This is a genomic window from Pseudomonas sp. P4_C4 (assembly GCF_056402055.1).
This window is the reverse complement of record NZ_JBFUID010000007.1, coordinates 18,162-33,560: the sequence shown is the minus strand read 5'-3', so window position 1 is coordinate 33,560 and position 15,399 is coordinate 18,162. Positions and strand designations below refer to the sequence as shown.

Below are 15,399 nucleotides of genomic sequence, written 5' to 3'. Positions count from 1 at the left end.
CATGCTTTACGCAATCATTGCCACAGACGTCGCCAACTCCCTGGAAGCCCGCCTGGCCGCACGGCCTGCGCACCTCGATCGCCTGCAAGTGCTCAAGGGCGAAGGTCGCATCGTATTGGCCGGCCCACACCCGGCCGTCGACAGCAATGATCCGGGCGCGGCGGGATTCACTGGCAGCCTGATCGTCGCCGAATTCGATTCCCTGAGCGCCGCCCAGGCCTGGGCCGACGCTGATCCGTACATCGCCGCAGGCGTCTACGCCAACGTTCTGGTCAAGCCGTTCAAGCAAGTCCTGCCGTAACTTTCTTCTCGCAATTGCCCCACGCGATGAACCTTGTCGGTACATCGCGTTCTCAATCGCTCATTATTCTCGCTTGCCGGCCGACAACTTGCCCAATACTCGTATTGGAATCAGGAGTCGCGATGCGCAAGGGTCCGTTGTGTCTGATGTTGGTCACGTTGTCGATCGGGGCGCCTGCCCACGGTGAGGAAAGTGTCGAGGGCGGTAATTCCACGCCGCTTTCCTTGAGCGCCGGCAGCCAGATCACCGAGTTGCAGCAACGCTTGAAAGAAAGCGAACGGCAACGGGAAGATCTGAACAAACAATTGCAAACTGCCGATGGCGAACGCGAAAGCCCGCTGCTGGCCCGGTTGCGCCAGGAGAACCAGCGCTTGAAGCTGCAACTCAAGGAAGCCCAGGCCAGCAGTCCACTGCCGCGCCTGCTGACCGACCAGCAACAATGGTTTGTCATTGGCGCCGGGGTAGCGCTATTGGCTCTGCTCTGCGGTATCTTCGCCAGTGGAGCAAGTCGAAAACGTCGACAATGGCTAAATTGAGTGAGTCATGAGCGAGCTGTTACTTATTGATGATGACCAGGAGCTGTGCGAGCTCCTGAGCAGCTGGCTGAGCCAGGAAGGGTTTCAGGTACGTGCCTGTCACGATGGCCAGAGCGCACGCCGTGCACTGGCCGAAACCGCCCCGGCGGCCGTGGTGCTGGATGTGATGTTGCCCGATGGCAGCGGCCTGGAACTGCTCAAGCAGTTGCGCAGCGATCACCCGGATCTGCCGGTGCTGATGCTCTCGGCCCGTGGCGAGCCCCTGGACCGTATCCTCGGCCTGGAACTCGGCGCCGACGATTACCTGGCCAAACCCTGCGACCCGCGGGAACTGACTGCCCGCCTGCGCGCGGTCCTGCGTCGTAGCCATCCGGTAGCGGTGTCCAGCCAGATGGAGCTGGGCGACCTGTGTTTCAGCCCGGTGCGCGGCGTGGTCAGCATCGACGAGCAAGAGTTCACCCTCACTGTTTCCGAAAGCCGCCTGCTGGAAGCCCTGCTCAAGCAACCCGGCGAGCCCCTGGACAAACAGGAACTGGCGCAGATCGCTCTCGGACGCAAGCTGACCCTGTACGACCGCAGCCTGGACATGCACGTCAGCAACCTGCGCAAAAAAATCGGCCCACACCCCGACGGTCGTCCGCGCATCGTCGCCCTGCGCAGCCGCGGCTACTACTACAGCCTCTGATCCCCGTAGGAGCTGCCGCAGGCTGCGATCTGTTGATCTTCAAAGCCAAGGTCAAAAGATCGCAGCCTGCGGCAGCTCCTACGGGTTTGTCAGGTCGGCCGAAAATCATGTTTACCAAAGCTTTACCCTCCGCTGACCGCCGCTGACCTTGATCTGCGTAATCTGTACTCATCCGGAACGTACCGGGAACGAGACAAGGAGATACACCATGCGCAAGACTCTTATCGCTCTGATGTTCGCTGCTGCCCTGCCGACCGTTGCCATGGCCATGCCTGAAGGCACCGGCCCGATGGATGGGTCGATGGACGGTTCGCGCCACGGCGGTCAGATGCACGGCATGCACGGCAAAGGCCCGTACAGTGAACTGGACCTGAGCCGCGAACAGCGCGAGCAGATCCGCAAGATCATGGGCGAGCAGATGCACGAGCGTAAGCAACTGGTCGAGAAGTACCTGGAGAAGCTCTCGCCAGCCGACCAGAAAGCCATGAAAGACGAGATGGCCGCTAACCACAAGAAAGCCGAAGCGGACGTGCGCGCCTTGCTGAAGCCGGATCAACAGAAGAAATTCGACGAGATCCAGAAAAAACAGGCCGAACGCCGCGCCGAGTGGGCCGAGTTCAAAGCCTGGAAAGCGCAACAACCGCAAAAAGCGCAATAATGCGCTAACTCCGGACCCAACGGCTCAACACCGTTGGGTCTGCTGCTTTTACTGTAGGAGCGAGCTTGCTCGCGAAAAACGAATAGACAACACGTGCCGCCTGATGCCGCGCGTTATCGTTGACGTCCATCGCGAGCAAGCTCGCTCCTACATAGAATTTTGCGCTTGCTTGAGGATTTTCCGTGCGTTCATTGTTCTGGCGTATCCTGGCCAGCTTCTGGCTGGCCATCGCTCTGGTTGCCGGGCTTTCCATCCTGCTCGGGCACATGCTCAACCAGGACGCCTGGATTCTCAGCCGCCACCCGGGCCTCAACACACTGGCCGAACAGTGGACGCAAACCTACGAAAGTCAGGGCGAAGATGCCGCCCAGGACATTCTCCAGCAACGCAAACGCCAGTATCACATCGACGTTCAGGTACTTAACGAAAGCGGCGATCCGGTGGTGCGCGGCACTTTCCCGAAACGTGCGGCGGCCTTTGAGGCGCGCCAGAACAACGAGGACCGGCGCCTGCCATGGCGGCGTCTGACCGATGAGTTCACCAGCGAAAAAACCGGTGACACCTTCCTGTTCATCTACCGCATTCCGCACCCGGAACTGGACGCCTGGCATCGTGAAAGCCTGCTCTGGCCGCTGAGTGCGCTGGGAATCGCCTTGGTGGTACTGACTCTGTTCAGCCTGCTGGTGACCTTTTCCATCACTCGCCCGCTCAGCCGTCTGCGCGGAGCGGTGCATGACCTGGGACAAACCACGTATCAACAGAACAGTCTGGTCAAGCTGGCCAACCGTCGTGACGAGTTCGGCGTCCTTGCCAACGATTTCAACCGCATGGGCGCACGCCTGCAAAGCCTGATTGGCAGTCAGCGGCAACTGCTGCGGGATGTATCCCATGAACTGCGTTCGCCCCTCGCCCGCCTGCGCATCGCGCTGGCGCTGGCCGAACGGGCCACTCCGCAAGAACGGGAACAGCTCTGGCCGCGCCTGACCCGCGAGTGCGACCGACTGGAGGCGCTGATCAGCGAAATCCTGGTTCTGGCGCGGGTCGACTCCGATAACGCCGGTGCGGAAGAGGTGGATCTGAACGCCTTGCTCAATACCCTGCAAAAGGATGCACAACTCGGTTCACCCGAGCAGCTCGTCCACCTTGAAGCCGAGTCGCAACTGAATCTGAAGGGCTGGCCGACCATGATCGAACGGGCCGTCGACAACTTGCTGCGCAACGCCCAGCGCTTCAATCCGGTGGGTGGCCTGCCGATCGAAATGCAGGCGCTGCGTCAGGGTGAGCGGATCGTCGTGACCGTGCGCGATCACGGGCCGGGTGTCAGTGCCGAATATTTGAACCAGCTCGGTGAGCCGTTCTATCGGGCACCGGGGCAGACCGCGGCCGGACATGGCCTGGGCCTGGCCATCGCCCGCCGCGCGGCGGAGCGCCATGGTGGCAGCCTGGTGCTGGCCAATCACCCGGAGGGCGGGTTCATTGCCAGCCTGGAATTGCCGTTGGTGCCAGGGGCTGTCGTATAACCTTAAAGTAGTGATGATGTAAAAAGAATGTTGATTTTTAGGCTTTACCCGGCCAGGCGCTGACGAATTCGGCCAGGTCGACTTTCTCGGCCACACGCGGTTCTTTCTGCGGTGTGCCCAGATACAGGAAAGCAATCACCTCTTCCCCCTCCGCCAAGCCCAACCCCTTGGCCACATGGGGCGAATAAGCCAGGTCACCGGTACGCCACACCGCACCGATGCCCTGCGCATACGCTGCCAGCAAAATCCCGTGGGCCGCACAGCCTGCCGCCAGCAACTGCTCGGACTTCGGATACTTGACGTGATCCTGCAACCGCGCAATCACCACTACCACCAGCGGTGCCCGCAGCGGACCATTGCGTGCCTTGTCGATGGCTGCTTCGCTGACTTCGCTGTCCGAAAGCTTCGCCGCTTCGGCCAGCAACTCGCCCAATTGCTCGCGCGCCGCGCCTTCCACCGTCAGGAAACGCCAAGGCTGCAAGTGACCGTGATCCGGGGCGCGCATGGCGGCGCCGAACAGCACTTCGCGCTGCTCGGCAGTGGGCGCTGGGTCAATCAGTCGTGGAACGGAAACACGGTTGAGCAAAGCGTCGAGAGCCTGCATCGGCCACCTCCTGAAAAATTTGTGCGGCTATTCTAGCGGTAACTGCCGCAGCAGTGCCGGTTTACATGCCCTGCCTCGCGGGTAGAATGGCGCCCTTTCCACTATCAGCCGAGCGGACCTCATGGCGTTGCCGACCTTACGGATCATTGGTTTCATTATCGGCATCTTCTTGATCACGCTGGCGATTTCCATGGTCGTGCCCATGGCCACGCTGGTCATTTTCGACCGCACCAGCGACCTGCCGTCGTTCCTCTGGGCCAGCATGATCACCTTTGTCGCCGGATTGGCGCTGGTGATTCCGGGGCGCCCCGAGCACATTCACCTGCGCCCCCGGGACATGTACCTGCTGACCGTCAGCAGCTGGCTGGTGGTGTGCATCTTCGCCGCGCTGCCATTCCTGCTGACCCAGCACATCAGCTACACCGACTCCTTCTTCGAAAGCATGTCCGGCATCACCGCCACCGGCTCGACCGTGCTCAGMGGCCTGGACACCATGTCCCCCGGCATCCTGATGTGGCGCTCGTTGCTGCACTGGCTCGGCGGCATCGGCTTTATCGGCATGGCGGTGGCGATCCTGCCGCTGTTGCGCATCGGTGGCATGCGGCTGTTCCAAACCGAATCGTCGGACCGCTCGGAAAAAGTCATGCCCCGCTCGCACATGGTGGCGCGCCTGATCGTGGCGGCGTACGTCGGCATTACCATTGTCGGCAGCCTGGCGTTCTGGTGGGCCGGGATGAGCCTGTTCGATGCGATCAACCATGCGATGTCGGCGATTTCCACCGGCGGCTTCTCCACCTCCGACCAGTCTTTGGCCAAGTGGCCGGAGCCTGCGGTGCATTGGGTCGCGATCGTCATCATGATTCTCGGTGCCCTGCCGTTCACCCTGTATGTCGCCATGTTGCGTGGTAACCGCCGGGCGCTGATCAAGGATGAACAGGTTCAAGGCCTGCTCGGCATGCTGCTGGTGACCTGGCTGGTGCTCGGTACCTGGTACTGGTGGACCACCAAGCTGCATTGGCTGGAAGCACTGCGGCATGTGGCGCTGAACGTGACGTCGGTGGTGACGACGACCGGTTTCGCACTGGGGGACTACAGCTTGTGGGGCAATTTCTCGCTGATGCTGTTCTTCTATCTGGGGTTTGTCGGCGGTTGCTCCGGCTCGACCGCGGGCGGTATCAAGATTTTCCGCTTCCAGGTGGCCTATATCCTGCTCAAGGCCAACCTTAACCAACTGATCCACCCGCGAGCGGTGATCAAGCAGAAGTACAACGGTCACCGCCTCGACGAAGAAATCGTGCGCTCGATCCTGACCTTTTCGTTTTTCTTCGCAATCACCATCTGTGTGATTGCGCTGCTGCTGTCGCTGCTCGGCGTGGACTGGATGACCGCCCTGACCGGCGCGGCCAGCACCGTGTCCGGTGTCGGCCCGGGGCTCGGCGAAACCATCGGCCCGGCGGGCAACTTCGCCACCCTGCCGGATGCCGCCAAGTGGATTCTGTCGTTTGGCATGCTGCTGGGCCGACTGGAGATCATTACGGTGTTTGTGCTGTGTATTCCGGCATTTTGGCGTCATTGACCGCTTCAGATATTTGCATCAGCCGCATCCGGTACTCGCCGGGTGTGGCATCGAACCAGCGGCGGAAAGCACGGAAGAAGTTGCTCGGATCGGCGAACCCCAGCAAGTAGGCGATTTCCAGCAAGGTCATGGTCGGTTGCGCCAGGTACTGCTCGGCCAGTTCACGCCGGGTATCGTCCAGCAGCACCTGAAAACTCGTGCCCTCTTCCTGCAAACGCCGTTGCAAGGTGCGCTGGGACAAATGCAGCGTCTGCGCCACGGTGTCGCGCTTGGGCTCGCCCTGTGGCAACAGGCGACACAACACCTGCCGCGCCTGGTGGGTCACGCGGCTTTCGGAAAAGCGCGTCAGGTACTCGCCGGCAAAGCGGTCATGCAGCAAGGCCATGGCCTCGTTGGCCGTCGGCAGGGGCGCTTCCATGTCCGCGCGTTCGAAAATCAGCGCATCGTAAGGCGCGTTGAACAGCAGCGGTGCATGAAAGGCTTGTCTATAGGGTTCAAGGTTGACCGGCTCGGCGCCTTGCAACAACACTTTGCGTGGATGCAACGTACGCCCGGTCAACCACCCGCACAGCGCCAAGGCACAGGCCAGTGAAGCTTCGGCGCTTTGCCGGGTTGGCGGCAGATGGTCGCCATGTACCGTCAGAATCAACGCGTAGTCTTCTTCCAGCAGCTTGAAACTCAGGTCGGCACTTTCGGCGATGATCCGCTGATAGCGCACCAGACGCTGAAAGCCTTCGGCCAGGGTCTGACTGGACATCAAGGCGTAACCGGTCACATGAAACTGCGCCGGTCGCACCACCTTGCCCATGTTCAGGCCGATGGCCGGGTTGCCGGACAGCTCGACCGCGCGTTGCCACAACCGCGTCATGGAGTCTTGCGGGAAGCGTGCATCCGGATCATCCAGTGCCGCGTAGTCGAGCCCCAGCTGTGTGAACAGAACCCGGCAATCCAGGCCGTCCATCTCCAGCGCTTTGACAATCCCCATCGCCCAGCTTGCAGAAGTCGTTCGTTCGCTCATGGCGTTTTCTAACTTGGTGAGCCGCATGCGACGGCTATTGACCGAAGGATACTAAAGTGGCGCCTATTGTCACTGGCTGATGCCATTGATCACTCTAGACTCAAATAAGCTACCCGCAGAACAACTTGCAGCAAGAACAATAACCACAGAGATCGCTGTCGTGGAAAACGTCAAACGCTTCAACAGCTTCGCTGAGTTCTACCCTTACTACCTCAGCGAGCACAGCAACAGCACCTGTCGCCGTTTACACTTTATCGGCACGACGCTGGTTATCTTGATTCTGTCGCTGACCATTGGTCGCGGAGCATGGATGCTGTTGTGGACCCTGCCGCTGGCAGGTTACAGCTTTGCCTGGGTCGGGCATTTCTTCTTCGAGAAGAACCGCCCGGCAACGTTCCAACACCCCTTCTATAGCCTGCTCGGCGATTTTGTCATGTACCGGGACATGCTTATGGGGCGCGTTCCGTTCTAGCTGACATCCGTCACCAGAGAGTTGCCTATGAATGCCAATGCCCGCTTCACCCACATGAAGGACGGCACGCAGGAAGACTGGGCGATCATTGCCGCGGACTTCAGTGCCTACGCAAGACAATTGCCTGCACGGATTGTGGCGCACCTGAAGTTACTGGAGGGTGATTTCGGCGGGTTCCCGGTGGATCGCCTGAGCCACTCCCTGCAAACCGCCACCCGCGCCTGGCGCGATGGTCGCGACGAGGAGTACGTGGTCTGTGCCCTGCTCCATGACATCGGCGACACCCTGGGCTCCTACAACCACCCGGACATCGCGGCGGCGATCCTCAAGCCATTCGTCAGCGCCGAGAACCTGTGGATGGTGGAAAAGCACGGGATTTTCCAGGGCTACTACTTCTTCCATCACCTGGGTATGGATAGGCATCTGCGTGAGCAATTCCAGGACCATCCGCAGTACCAGGCGACCGTCGAGTTCTGTGCCAGGTACGATGCGGCGGCGTTTGACCCGGCGTACGACACGCTGCCGTTGAGCTTTTTCGAACCGATGATGGAGCGCTTGTTTGCGCACCCCAGGAGTTCGATCTACAAGGCGGCGATGGAAGAGCACGCGCCGGTCTGACAGATCCAGCGGGACCGCTTCGCGGTCCATCGCGAGCAGGCTCGCTCCCACAGGTTTTGCGGCGTCCACAGAATATGTGTTCGCTACAGATCTACTGTAGGAGCGAGCCTGCTCGCGATGAGGCCCGCACAGGCACAGTGATCATCAAGCCAGCTCGGTGACCCTGGCCGCCTTCAACTGCGCCTCGCGCGCCTGGGCATCCGCCAACCGGTACAGCTCGATCGAACCATCCCAATGCTCGATCAGCGCGGTGCACGACTCCACCCAGTCGCCGCAATTGAGGTAGTCCACCTCGCCGACCTTGCGAATCTCGGCATGGTGAATGTGCCCGCACACCACGCCGTGCAGCTCGCGCTTGACGCATTCATGGGCGATGGCTTCTTCGAAGTCGCTGATAAAGCTGACCGCGGTTTTCACCTTGTGCTTGAGGTAGGCCGACAGCGACCAGTAGCCGTAGCCATATCGCGCGCGCCAATGATTGAGCCAGCGGTTGAGGGTCAGGGTGAATTCGTAGGCCGAGTCACCGAGAAAGGCCAGCCAGCGATGGTAACGGGTGATCACATCGAACTGGTCGCCATGGATTACCAGCAGATGCCGGCCGTCGGCGGTGACGTGCACGGCTTCGTCCACCAGCTGGATATTGCCCAGGATCAGCTTCGAATAACGGCGCAGGAATTCGTCATGATTACCGGTGACGTAGATCACCTCAGTGCCACGCTTGCTCATGGTCAACAGGCGACGGATCACGTTGGTATGCGCTTGTGGCCAGTACATGCCGCCGCGCAGCTTCCAGCCGTCGATGATGTCGCCGACCAGGTAGATTCTGTCCGCGTGGTAGCTCTTGAGAAACTGCGACAGGTGTTCAGCCTGGCAATCCCGGGTGCCCAAATGCACGTCGGAAATCCATAAAGTCCGTACGCGTTGCTTACGGGTGGGTTTGGCGAGCTCGGCGCTGGTCATGGGCAACCCTCTGGCAAGTTTTGCCAAGTCTGCCCCGGCCCGGTTAATCGTCCATGACAGCGTCAAGTCAGTCCTGTGACAGCGCTTGCAGGCCCGCTCGGTGTAGACTGACGCCCTGAACCGGGAGACCTGCGATGAGACCGATCCTCACGCTTCGCCAATACAGCCATGACCTGATCGTCCACAGCCACGACCACGCGCAATTGGTGTTCGGGCTTTCGGGCGCCCTGGATTTCGAGGTTGACGGCCGTGGTAGTCAGGTGGTGCAACAGAGTTTCGTGGTGATACCGTCGGGCGCTCATCATGCGTGTGGCAGCCCCAATGGCAGCCGCTGCCTGGTACTGGATGTGCCCGGCGAACAATGGGTTGCCCAGTCGTTGGGCGATCACGCCGAGTCCAGCCGGCGCTTGCTCGACAACGCCGGCCGACTATCACTGGATGCCGGGCAAAGCCAATTGGTCAGTTGGCTGGCGAACAGTCCGGTCGATGATCCGCTGATTGCACAACAAGGCGCGGTGCTGCTACTGGCCAGTCTCAACAACGCCAGGCCCGACACCGTCGGCGGTCGGCGCCTGCCCTATGCCGCGCTGAATGCACACATCGATCAGTATGCGGCGTACCCGCTGCAAGTGGCCGATCTGGCCCGGGTGGCCGGCCTTTCCAGTGCCCGTTTGCATGCGCGGTTCGTGGCCGAGTGCGGGCAGACGCCGATGGACTACATCCGCAGCCGCCGCCTGCACATCGCGGTGGGCTTGCTGCGCAACTCGGCGCTGCCCATCGGCGAGATTGCCAGCCGCGTCGGCTACAGTTCCCAGAGTGCCTTTGCGGCGGCGGTGTTGCGCGAGTTCGGGGCATCGCCCGGGAAACTGCGGCGCGAGGCTGGCGACAAAGGACGATAGTCTGCCGACAGACTTGATGGGCGATTACGCGCTTCAATGATGCCTCTATTCGTTTGTCGTCAAGGATTGCAATGACTCCCCGTACCGCCCTTGGCGCCCTGCATATCGGCGCATTGATGTTCGGTCTGACCGGCGTGTTCGGCAAACTGGCTGCCGCATCACCGGCGATCATCGTTTTCGGCCGCGCCGCTTTTGCCGTGCTTGCGCTGGCGTTTTTTGCACGGTTCGCCAGCCAGACGCGCTGGCAGAAACTCGAGGCCGTGGACTGGCGTCGACTGCTGCTCAGCGGCTTGTTGCTGGCCGGGCACTGGGTGAGTTTCTTCATTGCGGTGAAAGTCGCAGGCGTGGCGATTGCGACGCTCGGCTTCGCCAGTTTCCCGGCCTTTACCGTGATCCTCGAAGGGCTGATCTTCCGCGAGCGCATTCACGCCAATGAGATCGTGCTGGTGCTGCTGGTGAGTATCGGGCTGGTGCTGGTCACGCCTGATTTTGACCTGGCCAGCGGCGCCACCACCGGTCTGCTGTGGGCCGTGGGTTCCGGGTTGTTGTTCGCCCTGTTGTCGCTGACCAACCGTGCCAGCTCCGGGCGCGTCCCGCCCGTGCAGGCGGCACTGTGCCAGAACGTGGTGGTTGCCCTGTGCCTGCTGCCGGTGGCGGCGCCTCAATTGAGCGAAGTGCGTGCCATCGACTGGCTGTGGATCGGCCTGCTCGGTGTGTTCTGTACCGGTGTCGCCCACAGCCTGTTCGTCGCCAGCCTCGCGGTGATCAAGGCACGCACCGCCGCCGTGGTGTTCGCCCTGGAGCCGGTCTACGGCATCACCGTCGCCTGGTTGCTGTTCAACGAAAACCCGACCCTGCGCATGTTGCTGGGGGGCGCTCTGATCATTGTGGCGATTGTGGTGTCCAGCAGGTTCTCAAGTGGCACAAGCAAGAAAGCCGTTACAGCCGAGGCCGCGTCTCACTGAGTGCGGTCGTTGTGCCCCAGGTCGCGGTCCGGGTCGATCTGGTCGCGGACCCGCTGCTTGAGCACTTTGGCCTCAGGGAAGCCACCGTCCGCCTTGCGCTCCCAGATCTGCACAGCGTCACAGTAAACATGAAAGACCCCGCCGGTGCCCGGCACCAGGGAGACTTTGCCCAGGTCATCACCAAAGGTGCTGAGCAGTTCCTGGGCCAGCCAGGCCGCACGCAACAACCACTGGCATTGCGTGCAATAGGTGATGACGATTTCCGGTTTGCTGACGGTCATGATGGGGCGTAACTCCAGAGTTTGACGACGCCACTATGATAGCCCGACCGGAGGCTGCCGGAACGGCGAAGCGGGTTGCGCCTCCAATTCGAACGCAGGCTCGATCATGGCCAGAGCAGCCGACTGCTGGTTCTCGTTTGGGCTGATCACGTCCCAACTCGACACCATGGACAACTCCTCCAGGTTGAGCCGGTACTCATCGTCAGCGGCGGATTCGCCGGATATCGCCAAACCAGGAACCACCGCCACGGCAGCTGCGCCCGCGATGGAGCGATGGCTATCGACCCGCTCAAGCTCATCGTTGGCCGGCACCGCGACTGATTGCCTGACGGTGGGCCACGTGACAGGCTCGGTAAAAAGCTCCGCCAACGGTTCATGCTGCGACGACAGCATCTCTGAAGTTGTGGCCTGATGCTGCTGGCGTCGGTGGCGAACTAACCAGCCCAGCGCCAGCAACGCCATCAGCGCTGACACGCCGGCAATCGGCAGCCAGCCAATCCCGGGACTTTCAGCAACGGCGGGGGCTGGCGTCACCGCGTCGCTAGCAACGGGTTGCGCCTTTACCTTCTTGAGCTCCGCCAGTTGGGTTTGCAGTTCGGCCAACTGTTTTTTCTGGCCGGTGATCAGCTCATCCTGGCCTTGAAGCTTCTCGTTGAGCTCATCGACAGTGGTTTGCAAACTGTGGTTTTGCAGGGCGCTGACGGCCAGTTGTTCGACTGCGGGATCAACCACGGGGACGTCCGTTTCTGACGTCGTCTTGGCCACGGGTGACGGCGGTACGACCGGTTGAACACTGGGGAATGCGGACGCCGGGGAACTGAAAACCGGTTCATCGGCGGCGGGAACAACGCCTGGCGAACCCGGCGGATCGATCAGTACCGTGTACTCGCGTAATAACCGACCGTTGGGTTGATCGAGTTGCACGAGGAAATTCAGGAAGGGTTCACTGACCGGTTTGCTGGAGGTCACCTGGATCACGCTGCGATTACCGCGCAGGACCGGGGTGAACTTCAGGTTATTGAGGAAAAAAACCCGGTCGACCCCGGCACGGCTGAACTCGTCTGCCGCTGCCAGACTCACCGACAGCTCGTTCTCTTCCAGGCCAGCCGCATCCACCAGTGCAATATCGGCACGCAGCGGTTGATTCAGCGCCGAATGCAGGGTGATTTCACCCAGGCCCAGTGCAGGCGCCCATGTCGAATAAGTGACAGCGGCCCCGGCCAGCAACCACTGAGAACCACCGCGTAAAACCAATCGCCAGCACTTGAGCATGAGCATCCTTGAGATTCACAGAAATTACCCGTACGCGTTCGTACATCCGTTACGAACACGATATTGCCGAGTAGTTCTTATAGTCTGCCCAATGCGGTCTCTCAGAAGCCTGGCGTTCGGTTATGCCTCAAGATTTTTCAAGGTTGCCCAGGATATGCCCGTGAACCCGCATGCACACCTTCAAATCCGCCTCATCGACGCCTTCGAACAGTTCGTGACGCAGTTGCGTGGCAATGGTTTCAATTTGTTCGATCAGGGGACGCGCCGGCGCGCAAAGCACGATTTTCTTCGCCCGACGGTCTTCGAGCACCGCCTGGCGTTGCACCAGGCCCTGGCTTTCCAGGCTGTCGAGCAAACGGGCCAGGGTCGGGCCTTCGACACCGACGCTTTGTGCCAGTTCACGCTGGGTCGGTGCTTCATCGAAACGCGCCAGGTGCAGCAGCACCAGCCAGCGCGCCTGGGACAAGCCCATGCCCGCCAGACGGCGGTCCAGTTCGGCACGCCAGCCACGGGACATCTGGGCCAATTGCATGCCAAAGCGGTGTTGATCGGTTAACGGCATAAAACACTCATGATTAGACTGAAATAAATAAAAACTAATTATTAGTCAGCTAAGCATGAGCCTCGACTTGAGGCAAGGCTTGATCTGTACTGAATCGTTACATCAGCACTACAGATGTCTCAAATCTCGAATTCCGACTGCAACGCCGCCCGAACGCAGTACAACACCCCTTCCGGCACCCTGCCTGCAAACAGCGCGGCGATCTCGGAAACCGGCGGCAATTCGCCTTCGCCGTCGAGGAAGGCGTCCTGGACTTCGCCCATCAGGTCTTCAGGCAGATCCAGTGCCTGCTCCAACGACAACTGCTGCTTGCCGATCGCTTCGGCCAGCATGGTGTAGACGTTCTTTTCAGAGCACTGCAACTGACCGGCGATCTGCACCGGCGTCATCCCGGCCCGCGCCAGAGTGATCAGTTCGTGACGTACGTCGGCCACCACTTTCGGTGCCTCGACCTGGCCGCCGAGCACTTCGAGGAAGGCCTCGCCGTAGCGCTCCAGCTTGCGCGCGCCGACGCCGCTGACCGTGGCCATTTCCGCCAGCGAGGTCGGCTGGCTGCGCAGCATCTCCAGCAAAGTCGAATCGGGGAAGATGACGTACGGCGGCACGCCATGTTCTTCGGCGAGCTTGCGCCGCAAGGCGCGCAAGGCTTCCCACTGTTCGCGCTCCTCGCCACGGACCAGCTGGCTCGCCTGGCTCTTGCTGCTTTTCGCCACGGTTTGCGCCTTGAGGTCGCGGCGCAGTTCCAGGGTCACTTCACCTTTGAGTAGCGGCCGACACGTATCACTCAGACGCAGACCGCCATAGCCCTCATGGTCAACATCGGCCAGACCGCGAGCCACCAATTGGCGGAACAGGGAGCGCCACTCGCCTTCGGCCCTCGCCTTGCCGACACCAAACACCGACAGATGCTGATGACCGAAGTTGCGGACCTTTTCGTTGTCCTTGCCGAGCAGTACATCCACCAGGTGCCCGACCCCGTAGCGCTGACCGGTGCGGTAGATCGCCGACAGCGCCTGACGCGCAGGCTCGGTGGCATCCCAGGTCTGCACGCCGTCGACGCAGTTGTCGCAATGACCGCAAGGCTCGGGCATGTCTTCGTCAAAGTAGGCCAGCAGCGTTTGCCGACGGCAGCGGGTTTCTTCGCAGAGCGAGAGCATGGCGTCGAGCTTGTGCTGCTCCAGGCGCTTGTGGCGCTCGTCGCCTTCGGAGTTCTGCAGCATCTGCTTGAGCATCACCACGTCTTGCAGGCCGTAAGCCATCCAGGCATCCGCCGGCAGGCCGTCACGGCCGCCACGACCGGTTTCCTGATAGTAGGCTTCGAGGGATTTCGGCAAATCGAGATGCGCGACAAAACGTACGTTGGGCTTGTCGATGCCCATGCCGAACGCCACCGTGGCGACCATGATCAGGCCTTCCTCGTTGAGGAAGCGTTTCTGATGGTAGGCGCGCATATCGTTGGGCAGGCCGGCGTGGTATGGCAGCGCCGGGAAGCCTTGCTCGCTGAGGAATGCTGCGACTTCCTCGACCTTCTTGCGCGACAGGCAATACACGATGCCGGCATCGCTGCGGCGTTCGGCGAGGAACGCCAGCAACTGCTTGCGCGGCTGCTCCTTGGGCACGATGCGATAAAAGATGTTCGGCCGGTCGAAACTCGACAGGAAGCGCTCGGCGTCTTGCAGGTGCAACCGGGTGACGATTTCTTCCCGGGTGCGCTTGTCGGCCGTGGCGGTCAGGGCGATGCGCGGCACGTCGGGGAACATTTCCGCCAACTGGCCCAATTGCAGGTATTCCGGACGGAAGTCGTGGCCCCATTGCGACACGCAGTGGGCTTCGTCGATGGCGAACAGGGCGATGTCCAGCCCCTGCAGGAAGGACAGCATGCGCGGCTGGACCAGACGTTCAGGCGCCAGATAGAGCATCTTCACTTCACCGCGGCGGATACGGACAGCCAGGTCGCGCTGCTGCTCGGCGCTGAGGGTGGAGTTCAACGCGGCGGCCGCCACGCCCAGCTCTTCGAGGGTGGCGACCTGATCGTCCATCAGTGCGATCAGCGGCGAGACCACCACCGCCAGGCCTTCGCGCAACAGCGCCGGGACCTGGAAGCACAGGGACTTGCCGCCACCGGTAGGCATCAGGACCAGGGCATCGCCACCACTGGCCACACGCTCAATGATTGCACCCTGGCGGCCACGGAAACTGTCGTAGCCGAAGATGTCCTTGAGGACGCGTTGAGCCTGTTCGAGCATAGAAACTCCAAAAATCACCGAAACATCCCTGCAAGGCTGGTTCAGAACCCGCGACGCTGCACCGACAAATCGTAAGTGCACATTGCATGACGCTTCACATTTCAGCCGTGACGCCAGCAGGGCATCACAAAACGCGCGAGTATACCCGAGCCCCGTCCGGCAAAGGGTGCCGCCGATAAGAGGGAATGGACATGATCCTCTGTAGGAGCTGCCGAAGGCTCGGGCC

17 protein-coding genes are annotated in these 15,399 nt (G+C 61.1%); 10 read left to right on the top strand and 7 right to left on the bottom strand.

The window, feature by feature from the left end; all coding sequences use genetic code 11:
• The first annotated feature begins 1 nt into the window (after position 1).
• The 5 genes from AC1DXW_RS06105 to AC1DXW_RS06085 all read left to right on the top strand — a co-directional run bounded on the left by AC1DXW_RS06105 (position 2) and on the right by AC1DXW_RS06085 (position 3,700).
• Positions 2-301: a YciI family protein gene (locus AC1DXW_RS06105; RefSeq protein WP_477752379.1), complete on the top strand. Its 300-nt coding sequence runs from the start codon at positions 2-4 to the stop codon at positions 299-301.
• Between the two features lie 122 nt (positions 302-423).
• Entirely contained in the window at positions 424-837 is a 414-nt protein-coding gene (locus tag AC1DXW_RS06100; protein WP_477759845.1) for an SH3 domain-containing protein, read from the top strand.
• Positions 838-844: 7 nt separating this feature from the next.
• A complete protein-coding gene (locus AC1DXW_RS06095; protein WP_477754467.1) occupies positions 845-1,522 on the top strand; it encodes a response regulator transcription factor in 678 nt (225 codons plus the stop codon).
• 208 nt (positions 1,523-1,730) lie between these two features.
• On the top strand, positions 1,731-2,180 hold the full coding sequence (locus AC1DXW_RS06090; protein ID WP_477754468.1) for a Spy/CpxP family protein refolding chaperone: 450 nt from the start codon (positions 1,731-1,733) through the stop codon (positions 2,178-2,180).
• Between the two features lie 182 nt (positions 2,181-2,362).
• Positions 2,363-3,700 carry a sensor histidine kinase gene (locus AC1DXW_RS06085; protein WP_477754469.1) on the top strand — a complete coding sequence of 446 codons (1,338 nt, stop codon included), beginning with the start codon at positions 2,363-2,365 and terminating at the stop codon, positions 3,698-3,700.
• Between the two features lie 37 nt (positions 3,701-3,737).
• Here AC1DXW_RS06085 and AC1DXW_RS06080 read toward each other — a convergent pair whose 3' ends face one another.
• A complete protein-coding gene (locus AC1DXW_RS06080; RefSeq protein ID WP_477754470.1) occupies positions 3,738-4,304 on the bottom strand; it encodes an NAD(P)H nitroreductase in 567 nt (188 codons plus the stop codon).
• A 121-nt stretch (positions 4,305-4,425) separates the two neighbouring features.
• Between AC1DXW_RS06080 and AC1DXW_RS06075 the strand changes: the two genes are divergently transcribed.
• Positions 4,426-5,880, top strand: coding sequence for a TrkH family potassium uptake protein (locus AC1DXW_RS06075; protein WP_477759844.1), 1,455 nt, complete (start codon positions 4,426-4,428; stop codon positions 5,878-5,880).
• Here AC1DXW_RS06075 and AC1DXW_RS06070 read toward each other — a convergent pair.
• A complete protein-coding gene (locus AC1DXW_RS06070) occupies positions 5,837-6,898 on the bottom strand; it encodes an AraC family transcriptional regulator (RefSeq protein WP_477754472.1) in 1,062 nt (353 codons plus the stop codon). The genes AC1DXW_RS06075 and AC1DXW_RS06070 overlap by 44 nt on opposite strands.
• Positions 6,899-7,058: 160 nt before the next feature.
• On the opposite strand from AC1DXW_RS06070, the gene AC1DXW_RS06065 reads away from it, so the two are divergent.
• Positions 7,059-7,370, top strand: a complete 312-nt coding sequence (locus AC1DXW_RS06065; RefSeq protein WP_477754473.1) for an Mpo1-like protein — start codon at positions 7,059-7,061, stop codon at positions 7,368-7,370.
• A gap of 27 nt (positions 7,371-7,397) precedes the next feature.
• Positions 7,398-7,988, top strand: coding sequence for an HD domain-containing protein (locus AC1DXW_RS06060; RefSeq protein ID WP_477754474.1), 591 nt, complete (start codon positions 7,398-7,400; stop codon positions 7,986-7,988).
• Positions 7,989-8,132: 144 nt separating this feature from the next.
• Here AC1DXW_RS06060 and AC1DXW_RS06055 read toward each other — a convergent pair whose 3' ends face one another.
• Positions 8,133-8,948 (bottom strand): UDP-2,3-diacylglucosamine diphosphatase, encoded by an 816-nt coding sequence (locus tag AC1DXW_RS06055; RefSeq protein ID WP_477754475.1) that lies wholly within the window; start codon positions 8,946-8,948, stop codon positions 8,133-8,135.
• Between the two features lie 134 nt (positions 8,949-9,082).
• Between AC1DXW_RS06055 and AC1DXW_RS06050 the strand changes: the two genes are divergently transcribed.
• Entirely contained in the window at positions 9,083-9,847 is a 765-nt protein-coding gene (locus tag AC1DXW_RS06050) for an AraC family transcriptional regulator (protein WP_477754476.1), read from the top strand.
• 71 nt (positions 9,848-9,918) lie between these two features.
• Positions 9,919-10,812 (top strand): DMT family transporter, encoded by an 894-nt coding sequence (locus AC1DXW_RS06045; protein ID WP_477754477.1) that lies wholly within the window; start codon positions 9,919-9,921, stop codon positions 10,810-10,812.
• On the opposite strand, the gene AC1DXW_RS06040 is transcribed toward AC1DXW_RS06045, so the two are convergent.
• From AC1DXW_RS06040 to recQ, 4 genes are all read right to left on the bottom strand, one after another.
• On the bottom strand, positions 10,806-11,093 hold the full coding sequence (locus AC1DXW_RS06040; protein WP_477754478.1) for an Rdx family protein: 288 nt from the start codon (positions 11,091-11,093) through the stop codon (positions 10,806-10,808). The genes AC1DXW_RS06045 and AC1DXW_RS06040 overlap by 7 nt on opposite strands.
• Before the next feature lie 33 nt (positions 11,094-11,126).
• Positions 11,127-12,365: a type IV pilus assembly protein FimV gene (locus tag AC1DXW_RS06035; protein ID WP_477754479.1), complete on the bottom strand. Its 1,239-nt coding sequence runs from the start codon at positions 12,363-12,365 to the stop codon at positions 11,127-11,129.
• A gap of 127 nt (positions 12,366-12,492) precedes the next feature.
• Positions 12,493-12,927 carry a MarR family transcriptional regulator gene (locus AC1DXW_RS06030; protein ID WP_150724407.1) on the bottom strand — a complete coding sequence of 145 codons (435 nt, stop codon included), beginning with the start codon at positions 12,925-12,927 and terminating at the stop codon, positions 12,493-12,495.
• 119 nt (positions 12,928-13,046) lie between these two features.
• Positions 13,047-15,173 carry a DNA helicase RecQ gene (recQ, locus tag AC1DXW_RS06025; RefSeq protein WP_477754480.1) on the bottom strand — a complete coding sequence of 709 codons (2,127 nt, stop codon included), beginning with the start codon at positions 15,171-15,173 and terminating at the stop codon, positions 13,047-13,049.
• Positions 15,174-15,399 lie beyond the last annotated feature (226 nt).